This is a genomic window from Helicobacter kayseriensis (assembly GCF_021300655.1).
Classification (GTDB): domain Bacteria; phylum Campylobacterota; class Campylobacteria; order Campylobacterales; family Helicobacteraceae; genus Helicobacter_G; species Helicobacter_G kayseriensis.
Window position 1 is genome coordinate 253,645 of record NZ_JAJTNB010000001.1, and the last position, 12,602, is coordinate 266,246.

A 12,602-nucleotide genomic window follows, 5' to 3' on the forward strand; every position below is an offset into this window, starting at 1 on the left:
AACAATCTTCTTAGAGATAAGATTTTACCATAGAGATAGAGTTGCGAGAAAGGAAAGAGAAAATCATTTTTTCGTTATCTAGGACTGCTTGAGGATTTTGGTTTTGTTGGAGAGCAAAAGTAGGGAAAATCCAATCCTCAATAGAAGGAGTCTTGATAAGAGTGGCAATAGAGGTATCTACTGTGGCGTTTTCAAAAGCTTTGACACCATTGAAATCAATATAGCTTGAAATAGTATTGGAGAGGATAAGTTTCCTTAGAGGTGTGCCATACCCTGCTCTAGTCCATTTATTACTGGCAATGAAAGAGAGAATTCCACTGGGTTTGAGGACTTGAATCCCTTTGGCAAAAAAGTAGGTAAAAATATCGGCAGTGCCATTAAAGAAAGCACCAAATTCTATCCTTATTTGATCTTTGAGAAAAATATCTTCTTGTCTAATATAAGGGGGATTTCCAATGACAATGTCAAATCCACCCTCTTGAAATACTTCTCCAAAAAAGAGCTTATAGAGGAAGAGCAAATCTGTGCGAAAACCTCCATTGATGAAGCTTTCTTGGAATTTATAGGCATTGTTAAGTTGAGTAAAAAGTTTGTCGTATTGTTTTTCAAGGTCTTTGATTTTTTTGCTTTCTTTGCCTCCGTGAGCCTTGATTTCCGCGATGTCTTTTTCTATCCTGCCAAGCTTGTTTTCCCCATTTTCTATTTGCTCTTCTAGGATTTTGGCAATCTCATTGCGAATACTCTCTTTGAGCTTCTGTTTTTTGTTTGGGTCTGTGGTTTTGAAAAAGGTGTGGATATTGTCTTTGATTGAGATAAAGGCTGAGTCTTGTTTATTTCCATAATCTAGCAAGTCCTCTTGCAGTCCTAGCTCTTTTTTACTAAAGAGAGAATCAATAGGAGCCGAGCCTGTAAGTAGTAAGTCTTTGGGAAGTAGCTCAAATCCCTCAAGAGTTTCTAGCAAACTATTGCCTTGCATAAATTTGAAGTCAAGATTTGGCAGAGGTCGTGGCTCTTCCTCATCGACTGCAATTGAGAGCCAAAAGCGGAGTTTGGCTATCTCGATCGCATCTGAGTCGATGTCAATTCCATAGATATTGTTTTCGATGATTTTTCTTTTTGTCTCTGCAAGTTTTGAATCATCAAGAGCTTCGTTGAGTGTGGTATGGATAGAGAGAATTTCACTAAGTAATCCCATAGGGAAAGCTCCTGAGCCAATGGCTGGGTCTAGGATTTTTAGAGTTTCTAGAGTACTAAGGACTTTACTTCCTTTTTTTCTAGCAAAGTCATTGTCACTCTCTTGGTTATAGATAAGATTTTCTATATGTTCTTGATTTTCTTCACCAAAGACTTGAGTGAGTTTGAGAACAAGTGAGTTTTTGCACATAAAATGCACAATTCCTCTGCGAGTATAGAATGCTCCAGTTTCTTTGTTATAGTCAATTAGGTTTTCAAAGACTTTTCCAAGCATTTCAGGGTCAATGCCCACTTCGATTTTGCTAGGAGTAGATTCATCGATTGTGAAATTGTAGAGTTCAAAGAGCTCAAAAATATCAGCAAAAAACTCCTTATCTAGCAGTTCGCAAAGCATTTCATCTCGATCAATGCCATTTTCTTCAAAAAGCCCACCATTAAGAAATGGGATCCTGCAATCAAAAGTGGGCGAGTAGTCCTCATCCTCTCTTCTGTCTTTATTGAGGCTTTCAAAAAATAGAGGTGCTAAGGCTTTCTCATAGAAATCATCATTGTGGTTATCAAAAAGATTTATGAGGAATTTTTTATCTCCCTCTCCCCATTTTCCATCTTTTGGGACACCTAACCAACCTTTCTTTTGAATAAAGTAGAGAAATACAATTCGTCCTAAAAGCTTTTTGACAAAAGCAGAAATGACTTTTTGAGGGTCTTCTTGGGGAAATACTTTTGTGAAGATATTGATAATGGCTTGATTACTTGAGAGAAGTGCGAACTTTTCATCATAGAGTTTTTTATATCCCTCAAAAAATGCTTTTGTAACAGGCTCAACCGAAAAGGCTTCACTTAAGGTAGCTTGTGTAGAAGAGGATTGCCAATTTATATAGAGTTTTTGAAAGTTTTGTTTTGCTGTGTTGGTTGTTTCATTTTTTCCCAGAGTGAAGCTTTGGCGTTTAGGATTGCTATAGTCGATTTTTCCTTGCTCATTGAGTGAGCGAGTAATAAGAGAAAGTCTAAAAGTAGGATTGCCTTTTTCGTAAAAACAAGCTAAGACCGCACTGGAATCAATAGTTTCAAGTCTTTTTTTGAGTTCTTTGTAGAGTCCAATCTTGGCATTAACAGAATCTACTTCGAAGACATAAAATTGAAGTTTTTGAAAGTTCCCCAAGTTTAGCGGTTCAGGAAGTAGGCAATATTCTTTTTTGATATAGGTAAATTTTTCTTCAGGCTCTTCAAAATCCTCTGTCAAAAACTCAATTTCCTCTCCTTTTAAAAAAATATACAAAATAAAGTCCTTATATCTTTGTATGTCAAATTCTTTTGTTATGAAGCTTGAAATCTCTGTTGCAATATCCATTATCTATCCTTTTTTTGTTGTGTAGCTAAGTTGTAGTGAAGGTTTGGCATATCGGATTGTAACTTTGGACTTACTATTCTCAATCCTCATTTTTTCTTTGAGTTCATTTGCAAGCTCATTCAAATCAATCTTTCCTGCAATGATTTGCTTCCTTATTGAGCTATCAATATACACACCTCTCTCAAGAGCTTGGATTAAACAATTTTTTTCTTCTAAAGTGAGCAATACATTGTGTTGAATATAAAACTTTGCCTCATTTACCTCTTTTTTGTCTAAGTGATTTGTATTCCTTTGTGGATTTTTGACTTCTTCGTCGTGAACTCTCCAGACTAAATCTGCATCAGTATAATGCAAGTCTTTTGAGAGTGGCATTGGAGTGCTCGCAAGATGAGCCTTAAGATGTTGAGCCATTTGACAGAAATCAACCCTTTCTACTTTCCGAGCGCATCCTTGTGTATAGACTTGATAAAAATATTCTCCCAAAAACTCCAGCGTGCGATTTGGATGAATTTCTTGCACACTTTGCTTGAAATAAAAAAAGCTCTCATTCTCTCCAATCATTGAGCTCCTAACCTTATTTGGTAGAGATTTGATACGATGGAATTCTTTTGGATTATTCCTATAAAGCTCAAGAATATCTGCCAAGAACTCTACTTCAGGATCAATCTCTTCTCCTTTGTTTTTGCTTGATTGGTAGAGGCCCTGAGTTCCTGCTTCTTCTTCAGGAGTATAGACTGCATTATCTTCTCCAAGTGTGAAATGGAAGCTTTGGAGTTTTTGATAGACTTGTTTTCCAAATTTAAGCGTTTCTTCCCCAATATTGCTTGGTTGGAAGTTATAGACAAAGATACTATTATGTTGTGTTCCTACACGATTAATTCTTCCTGCTCTTTGCATTAGGATTGTGGCATTCCAAGGTGCATCGTAGTTGATGAGGGTATCAGCTCTGTGCATATTAACACCCTCAGAGAGGGTGTCAGTGGAGATAAGGATTTGAATATCGTGCTTCCATTGCTCTTGAGAAAGATTGGCATCAAAGTTTTCTTTGATTTTGTCTTGATAGTCTTTGCGATTATCAGAATCAACCTGCAATAATCCATATTGTGGTAAAAGCTCTCTTAGCTGATTTTTGAGATAGTGAGCTGTTGTTTGGGCTTCTGTAAAAATAATGACCTTAGGGGTATCTCCTTGAATTTTTCTCTTTAGTTGGATTTTGACTTGCTCTACTAATTTCTCAAGCTTGGAATCTTCATTAATTTCTTCCCACTTCTCTAACAAAATCCTTAAGACAGTCAAGTCGCTTTTGAGCTTGTCAAGATAATCAGGCTCAAAATCAGAATATGCAAGATTCATGAGCTTATCTTTGTATTGCTCATAAAATTCCTCATCTATTCCGTATTCATTATCGCTTTCGAGTGCTTCATAGTAAGCATCAAGATTACTAAGATTTTTCATAGGGATGAAGATTTTTTTGATTTCCATCATTCCGATGAGTTTTTCAAGTGAAGCAATTTGTCGTTTAAGAGTTTGTTTAAATGAATAAATACTTGATTCGAAACGTTTAAACATTAGGGATTTCATAAGCCCTGTCAATCTCTCTGCGGTTTGCTCATAAAATTCCCCATTCTTTTTTGTCCCCATTCGCTCTTGATAGGCTTCTTGTCCTTCAGGAGTGAGGTTTGGATAAATCAAATAGCGGTAATAACCATATTTTCCGATTGTGTTAGGTTCAATCTTGAGAAGCTTGAGTGTTTCCTCTGTTAAGTCCCTCACCTTGTCTTTTAGTTCGTATTCAAGTGGCGTTGGAGCAGGAGTATCGGGAAAAGCAATACCTTGAGAGTCTAAATCGTCTTTATAAAGCGCTTTTACATCGTTTCGAGTGCGTCGTATCATAATGTATTTAAGCACTTCATCTCTCATTCTATTGGAAATTTCACGCAATTGCTCTTTGAGCTCTTCTTTTTGCTTCTTGTTTGTTGCTGTGTCTTTTTTTTCGCTCAGTTCTTTAAGCTTGTCTTTTATGGTCTTATACTCTTTTTGAATCTTTTTGAAAAACTCCTCCAAGTTGCGGAGTTTTCCTATGCGTGAGTTTCTTGGGTCAGTGAAAAAATAGATTTGATTTGCTAGGTCTTGAGGTGAGTTGTTTTGAGGTGTGGCAGATAGGAGAATTACTTTTTTTATATATTTTGTTTCTTCTTTACATATTCGGTAAAGCTGCTCATAGCGTTGGGATGCTTTGGACTTAAACCGATGCGATTCATCAATTATCACCATTCCATAGTTTTGTGGATCTGTGATTTCGTGGAGCATATCGTGGGTTTTTATTGTTGTGTGGCGATTGATACCTACTTTATCAAAATGGTCTTCCCAGCTTGCTTTAAGTGCAGGGGGACAAGTAACAAGGATTTTCCCCCCAAGCCTTCCACTGACTTCAAGTTTCTGGGCAATAATTGTAGCGATAAGAGTTTTTCCTAATCCCACAACATCAGAGAGGAAAAAGCCATTATATTTTTCTAGCTTATTTAAGCCATCCTTAATGGCATAAATTTGATATTCCAAGGCTTTGTAACCCTCAGGAAAGAGAGATTCAATACCCTTATCCCTTTCAATTCTATCCATCCCAAAATATTCTATAAGCATTTTATAATAAAGCTCTTGTGGAGAGAGCGTAGAGAGATAAGACTCTTGCTCAATTACTTCTATATCACCCAATGAAACCTCAACACTCTTTTCCCATAGTTGATTGAATTCATAAAGAGCAGTTTCTATATCTTGACTATCTCTTAATTCTGCATTAAATTCATAGTGCTTAACAAGTCCATTATGGCTAAGATTAGAGCTTCCGACAATAACAGAGCCTTGATAATCATAGTTCTGCTCCCCATTAGCTTTTGTGACAAGTTGGGGCTTACAACTCATTACATAGAATTTTGCATGAACTCCTTTTTCACGAATGATACGCATTTTTATCTTCTCGCTCTTTATAGCTTCAAGGAGCTGATAAATAGAGAGATCCGTGTCTTGTGAATAATTTTTATCATGATTAAGCTGATCGACTTGCTCTTTGGCAAATTGTTTAATAAACCTCTCTTTTTTTGCTGTCGTAAAATCAATGTTTTTATCTACAAGCTCAGCGATAATAGGATCTAGGTTAATCCCTACAAGAATTCTTATCTCTTCAATCTGATCAAGTTTATTCTTGATAATGTCATTGAGATGCTTAAATCCACTAATTTGAAAATAGCCAATGAGAAAATCAAGATAACTTATATTTTGTGCAGAATTATTAATGATCTGAAAAAGCTTATCTTTAAGCTTGATATCTGTGTTATTGATAAATTTAGAATTTGTAATTTTATGTGGAATCGGACGAGTATTTGACATAATGAACCTTTGGATAAAGCTGAGAAGAAAAAGGCTTAATTTTATCAAAGAACATCTGATAAATCAAAACTAAGATAAGGATAGAAAATGGCTTTCAATTTAAGACTTTGCGTTTCTGTGCAACACCTCTACAATGCAGAGAATTTTGCTCATTGATTCACAAAAAGAAGTGGAAAAATCTGTGAGCTTCCTCTAGAAGAGTTTAAAAATACATATTTCCATATCTGCAACTATGAACTAAAATGTTATCGAGAGATTGAAATCTCTTTTGGTCTCTGCAAAAGTCATTTTTCCGATCCTAAAATTTAGTAGTCGATACAAAATACAAAAATACACAAAAAAGAATCTCTATAATTTTTAAAAGCTCGATTATAGGGTTATGTTGCAAATTTAATCAAGCAACCCTATAAGAAAAACCGATAAATTTCAGAATCGGCAAGCCATAGAGACATTGACAAGTTGGAGTTTTCCCCAACCATCTTTGGATTGAATGGGAGATTTTCTATTGTCTTTAAAAGTCATCGAATAAGCCGCACCTACATCTAAAGAATCATTAAACATCGAATAGCGTGCCCCAACGCCTACCATATAACCATCAGCATCAGGGATTCCAAACGCATCACTTGGGACAGGCGTCTCATCATAAGCAATCGAAGCCATCGCTCGGAATTTTTGTCCTACCCCATATGTCACACCCAAACGATAAGAGTTGGTATCTTTCCACCCTCTTCCGATTGCGACAGCATCATAATCAGCTCCACCCATCATCTTCTCTATATAAGCCACCCTCTCAGCCTCTGTAGATCCGATTTGGTGAGCTTGACTTCCAGAAATATTGCTAAATTTTTGATTTTTGTAATTGAATTCAAACTTATCACCATAACTCCAAAAATTTCGCTCATACACAAATTCCACCAAAAAACTCCCCAACTGCTGAGATATACCCACCTGCAAAATAGGAGGAATATCTGTGGAGAGAGTAAGATCAGCATCCATATCTGCTGTGATCAAGGGGTTTTCTTCTGTGCCAGTCCTTGCTTTTGCACTCAGCTTTCCTTCAAGATCAATATGAACAGGAGATCGATAAGTAGCAGAGATAGTAAAGCCCTGATTCCAAGCATAAAATGGCTTGAGCGTCATTGCGACATTCCATCCATAACCCCAACCTTGAGTATCAGAGATTTGATCTACAGCTGTTGTTCCCTTGCTTGTGATGGTAATTTTACCTCCAGCGATATTTTGAAACATTGAGGCTTGATAGGGGACATAAAGTGAGTTTTGGAATTTCCCCATCCCATAGATCACCCTTCCCCCTCCGGCAATCGAAAGCCAATTAGCGATCTTAAAAGACAATACAGGGTTTGCCTCAATCATTGCAATAAAACTAGAATCAAGAAACTTTCCCCCCTCTCCATCCCAATCAATCGTCATCCCAGAAGGAGCCGTTACAGACAATCCCACATTAAACCCATAAAAGCTAGGAGATTTATAAAAAATTTCAGGATAGACAAAATGCGTTGCATTTGCACTTCCATCAGCCTTAGAGGCACTTGGAGCGATATTAGGAAGTTGAGATGAAGCGATCGCGCAAGTAATATTTCCCAACCAATTTTCAGGAGTACACACTGTTTGCACCCCTTGATCTCTCCCAATCTCATTTTTGATCTTTGTAAAATCCGTCGTAAAATCAAAGCGTGGGACATGAAGCCAAGTTGTAGAAATCTCAATTTCATGTTTATTGGAAAATTTTCCCATTCCCATATTTGCAGGGTTATACAATGCGCTATCAGCACCATTTGCACCAGCCACATAAGCTGAACTCAAGGCAATTGAGTTCAAACTATGTTCATTGAGCTTAAATCCAGATCCAAGCACAAAACAAGCTCCAGAAAGCACAACTAAGGCTGGTTTTTTCATTTTCTTCTCCTTATTTTAGAAGTTTCTTTGCCATTTCACTGATTCTTTTTCCACTTGCTACATCAGATAAGGCTTTGCTTGCACTCATCACTTTTCCAAGGTCCTTTAGTCCCTCAGCGCAAGTCTGTTGGATAAGTTCTTGCACTTTCTTTTCTAGCTCTTCATCACTAAGTTGCCTTGGAAGATAAGCAAGGATTATATCAATTTCCCCCCTTTCTTTTTGGATCAAATCCTCTCTTTGAGCTTGAAGATAAGATTGCAATGCGTCTTCTCTCTGCTTGAGTGCAGTTTTTAGGATCTGCACCACTCTTGCATCATCAAGCTCTATGCGTTCATCAACCTCAACCTGTTTAAAAGAAGCATTGAGCATTCTCAATGTATCACGCCTAAAAGTATCTCCACTCTTCATCGATTCTTTCAAATCTTGCATCATCTTTGTTTTAATCTGACTCATTTGTTCCCCTTTGGAATTGTTTTTGCTTTTTCACAACAAAATTCACTCATAAAGTAAAGGATTGCGTAGTGAAAAAAATGTATTTTAGCCTATTGTTTTTTAGTCTTCTTAAGGCAGTGGATCCACAAATTGATTTCAATCCCCCAGATTATGTAGAAAATATGCCCGAAAAAGAATTTATTCCAGAATTTAATAAAGCAGGCAGTCTTTTTGGACAAGGAGATCGTCCTCTTTTTGCCGATCGTCGAGCGATGAAACCTGATGATCTCATCACAATCATCATCGATGAAAGCTCAGAATCTTCTTTTAATACAAACAAAACCTACAATGGAAGCTCAGGAGGAAATGTCACTCCACCTACTATCACCTATAATGGAGATGATGCATCCCAAAAAGAAGCTACAGACTATCTCAACAATCAAGCAAATTTTTCACTCCAAAAAAGTAATAACACCTCAAACTTCCAAGGCGGAGGGAATCAAAACCGCTCTCAAGCCACAAAAATGACGATCACTGCAAGGATTGTTAAAGTCCTTGAAAATGGAAATTATTTCATCTATGGCAACAAAGAAATCCTTGTAGATGGAGAAAAGCAAGTGATGCGATTAAGTGGAGTGATTCGCCCTTATGATATTTCACGCGAAAACACGATCCAATCCAAATTCATTGCAGATGCAAAGATTGAATACAAAAGCATAGGAGCTATAAGCAATACAACACGACAAAAACCCACCACAGAAGCGATTGAAGATCAATGGCCCTTCTAGATCCCCAAGCGATTGCGCTTATCCCAGCAAGAGGGGGGAGCAAGCGCATCCCACACAAAAATATCAAAGACTTCCTAGGCAAGCCTCTCATTGCTTATAGCATTCTCACCGCACGCAAATCCAATCTTTTTTCTCGCATTATCGCATCAACAGATTGCCCGACTATCGCCTCTATTGCCCAAGAATATGGAGCGGAAGTCCCCTTTTTGAGAGATGCATCATTAAGTGATGATTTTACGCCAACTTTGGAAGTCGTGCTTGATGCGATTGAACGCTGTGATCTTGGAGATTCTGTGCCATTATGCTGTCTCTATCCTACTGCTCCGCTTTTATCTCCTCAAACACTACATCAAGCCTATCAGATTTTATGCGACCAATCCCCCTCCTATGTTTTTTCAGCAACAGAATTTTCTTTTACACCTTTTAGAAGCTTTGGCTTTGAAAACCAAACATTACAAATGCTCTACCCTCAATATCAAAACACACGCTCTCAAGATTTGCCTTCACTCTATCATGATGCTGGACAATTTTATTTTGGACTTACTGATACTTTTAGGCACAAGATTCCCATCTTTTCTCCCAAAAGCCACCCTCTCATCCTCTCAAATCTGCAAGTTCAAGATATTGATACTCTCCAAGATTTTGAGCTTGCCAAACTCAAATACAAGTTATTGTATGAAAATTGATGTGTTTTGCGAATGGGGGAAGCAATATGGACTAGGCCATCTAAAACGATGCGAAAATCTCATCCAAATCTTTCAGCAAACCTTTCCAATGCTCCATTTTCACATTACCTTTCATCATCTCCCCTCTCAGATTCCAACCCAAGCTTATGATTTAGTCATCATTGATAGCTATTTAATGGAATCAAAGTTCTATTACCAATTATCCAAGCTCTCTAAAGCGATGCTTTGCTTAGATGATTTTCATCGCATTCATTATCCCAAAAAGGCCCTTATCTTGAGCCCCACCCTCTTATCATCAAGCAAATACTCTGGCAAAGACTATGTGATTTTAAATCCTATTTTTCAAACTTCTCTTTCTACTCAACAAACCCCCAATCAAATCCTTATTACTCCAGGAGGAAGTGATCAATCCTCTCTTATTCAATCCATTTTAGATTCCCTCCCCTCTTTTTTTGATCCCATTATCATCAATCCATATTTTCCAAAAGCCACATATGCCAACCTTTCTTCCAAAGAAATTTGTGCGCTCATTGATCGCAGTGAATACATCATCACAGCGGGTGGAGGAAGCCTCAATGAAGCCATCGCTCGCAACAAAAAAATCATCGCCATATGCATCGCCCCCAACCAAAAGCCTCAGCTCAATGCCTACAAAAACAAGATTCCCGTCCTCTTTAATCCCTTCTCTCACCTCTCCTCAAAGCTTGGCCAAATACTCAAAACCACCCAACCTCTCCACATCTCTTTTGGGGCAAAGCTCCCCAAACTCGCACAAACATTGCTTTATCGCTCGCTCCAACTTCCACACAATATCAAGCCCTTCACTTTGCTAACAAGGTTTGAAAAAAAACAAGTCTTAAAACTCAGAAACCAACAAGAAATCAGGGAAGCAAGCTTCTATCCTCATCTCATCTCGCTCAAAGAGCATCTGCGTTTTATTGATTCTCTTCAGCCTAGTGACATGTATTTTGCTTTTTTTAGAGGAAGGCATATCGCAGGAGTAGGATCACTCTGCCTAACCTCTACAGCTCAAGCAACCCTAAGTCTCTACAGAGACAAAAAAGCAAAAGGTTTTGGAAATCAGATTCTGTTTTTTTTAACCAAAATCGCGCAAAAACTCGAGATCAATACCCTCACACTGCAGGTTCTCAAATCCAATCAAAAAGCAATCAATTTTTATCAAAAGCATCATTTTCAAATCACTCAAGAAAATCAAAATCATTTCACAATGCAAAAAGAGATTAAAAATCCTTGAGTGCAAAATTTGCCCCTTTATTGCTTAAATCTTGTAAAAAAGAGACAAAATGCGGATAATTTTCTTACTATTTTCAATCCAAACATCTGGAGTTTAAAATGAATGCCCCAATGATCGTTGCTGAGCTTAGCGCCAACCACAACCAAGATCTAGAACTTGCCAAAGCACATATCAAAAAAGCCAAAGAAATAGGTGCTCATGCGGTCAAAATACAGACCTATACTCCTGATTGCCTCACTCTTAAATCTCACAAAGAACATTTCAAAATCAAAGGCGGGCTTTGGGATGGCCTTTATCTTCATGATCTTTATATGCAAGCTCATACCCCATTTGAATGGCATGAAGAGTTATTTCAATATGCTCGCAATCTTAGAATCACCATTTTTAGCTCCCCCTTTAGCTCAAAAGCTCTTCAACTTTTAGAATCACTTCAATGTCCAATGTATAAAATCGCAAGCTTTGAAATGACAGATCTAGATCTCATTTCCCAAGTAGCACGCACAAAAAAACCAATCATCCTCTCAAGCGGAATTGCCACAGATGAGGAAATCACTCAAGCTATAGATGTATGCAAACAAGCAGGAAATAACGATATCACACTACTTAAATGCACATCAGCCTACCCTGCAAAATTTCAAGATGCAAATCTTTTGGCTATGCCAAATTTTGCAAAAAAATGGGGAGTGAAATTTGGACTTTCTGATCATAGTGCTGGCTTTTTGCTTCCTGTGATCGCAACAAGCCTAGGGGCAAGTGTGATTGAAAAACATTTTATTCTTGATCGCTTTCTTGGTGGAGCAGATAGTGCCTTTAGCCTCGATACACACGAATTTAAAGAAATGATTAAACAAGTGCATCTTGCTTGGGAATCTTTGGGTGATGCACATTATCAAAACTCTCCTACTGATTCTAAGCGGATCTTTTCTCGCAGTATTTTTGTTCAAAAGCCAATCTACAAAGGAGAGATCTTTACACCCGATCATCTAACAATCAAACGGCCCAATATTGGAATCCACCCACAATATCTCCAAAGCGTAATTGGAAAACAAGCAACAAGGGATTTGGATTTTGGAGATCCTCTCCAATTGGAAGATTTTACTTTGCCAAACACTTAACACATTTGACAAACAATCGCATATCATGGCTAATGAGTTTTGCTCCTATTTTTTGGGCAACTTCAAGCTGAAGTCGCTCAATTTCCTCATCAACAAATTCGATAATCTCACCACACTCAAGGCAAATAATATGGTCATGATGGAGCTTTGATGCTATTTCATAACGCTTTCCCCCATGATTGGTTTTCAGCACAGTGATAAACCCCTCTTGCTCCAAAAATGATAAAAGACGATAAACTGAGGAAAGGGAAGCGCTTTTGTCTGTAAGCTTAATTTGCTGGGCAATTTCTTCAGGACTAAGATGGGTTCCACTTTTATACAAAACTGCCAAAACCTCTTCTCGCTGTTTGGAATTTTTCATTCTACTTTCTTTAATGCTTTTTCTCAATCTCTCAAGAATTGCCTCAAGCGTCTCAAGTCTTTCCACGTCCTCTCCTTTCCACAAAATAAAACAAAGGATTGATTTTATCAAATAACTC

General features: G+C 37.7%; 9 protein-coding genes. 4 read left to right on the forward strand and 5 right to left on the reverse strand.

Annotation, left to right across the window (positions count from 1 at the left end; translation table 11 throughout):
- Nucleotides 1–10: 10 nt before the first annotated feature.
- The 4 genes from LW137_RS01280 to LW137_RS01295 all read right to left on the reverse strand — a co-directional run bounded on the left by LW137_RS01280 (nucleotide 11) and on the right by LW137_RS01295 (nucleotide 8,300).
- The gene (locus tag LW137_RS01280) at nucleotides 11–2,545 is read right to left on the reverse strand and encodes an Eco57I restriction-modification methylase domain-containing protein (RefSeq protein ID WP_233032620.1); all 2,535 of its coding nucleotides are present in this window, start codon (nucleotides 2,543–2,545) and stop codon (nucleotides 11–13) included.
- Nucleotides 2,546–2,548: 3 nt separating this feature from the next.
- Nucleotides 2,549–5,929 carry a helicase-related protein gene (locus LW137_RS01285; RefSeq protein WP_233032621.1) on the reverse strand — a complete coding sequence of 1,127 codons (3,381 nt, stop codon included), beginning with the start codon at nucleotides 5,927–5,929 and terminating at the stop codon, nucleotides 2,549–2,551.
- Nucleotides 5,930–6,355: 426 nt separating this feature from the next.
- Nucleotides 6,356–7,846 (reverse strand): OmpP1/FadL family transporter, encoded by a 1,491-nt coding sequence (locus tag LW137_RS01290; protein ID WP_233032622.1) that lies wholly within the window; start codon nucleotides 7,844–7,846, stop codon nucleotides 6,356–6,358.
- A 10-nt stretch (nucleotides 7,847–7,856) separates the two neighbouring features.
- A complete protein-coding gene (locus tag LW137_RS01295) occupies nucleotides 7,857–8,300 on the reverse strand; it encodes a GatB/YqeY domain-containing protein (RefSeq protein WP_233032623.1) in 444 nt (147 codons plus the stop codon).
- Between the two features lie 77 nt (nucleotides 8,301–8,377).
- Here LW137_RS01295 and flgH point away from each other — a divergent pair, with 77 nt between their 5' ends.
- From flgH to pseI, 4 genes are all read left to right on the forward strand, one after another.
- The gene (gene flgH, locus LW137_RS01300; protein WP_233032760.1) at nucleotides 8,378–9,067 is read left to right on the forward strand and encodes a flagellar basal body L-ring protein FlgH; all 690 of its coding nucleotides are present in this window, start codon (nucleotides 8,378–8,380) and stop codon (nucleotides 9,065–9,067) included.
- Nucleotides 9,055–9,753, forward strand: coding sequence for a pseudaminic acid cytidylyltransferase (gene pseF, locus LW137_RS01305; protein WP_233032624.1), 699 nt, complete (start codon nucleotides 9,055–9,057; stop codon nucleotides 9,751–9,753). The genes flgH and pseF overlap by 13 nt, the downstream gene beginning before the upstream one ends.
- Nucleotides 9,743–11,008, forward strand: coding sequence for a GNAT family N-acetyltransferase (locus LW137_RS01310; RefSeq protein ID WP_233032625.1), 1,266 nt, complete (start codon nucleotides 9,743–9,745; stop codon nucleotides 11,006–11,008). The genes pseF and LW137_RS01310 overlap by 11 nt, the downstream gene beginning before the upstream one ends.
- Before the next feature lie 98 nt (nucleotides 11,009–11,106).
- Entirely contained in the window at nucleotides 11,107–12,123 is a 1,017-nt protein-coding gene (pseI, locus tag LW137_RS01315; RefSeq protein ID WP_233032626.1) for a pseudaminic acid synthase, read from the forward strand.
- Here the strand turns inward: pseI and fur are convergent.
- Nucleotides 12,104–12,550: a ferric iron uptake transcriptional regulator gene (fur, locus tag LW137_RS01320; RefSeq protein ID WP_233032627.1), complete on the reverse strand. Its 447-nt coding sequence runs from the start codon at nucleotides 12,548–12,550 to the stop codon at nucleotides 12,104–12,106. The genes pseI and fur overlap by 20 nt on opposite strands.
- Nucleotides 12,551–12,602 lie beyond the last annotated feature (52 nt).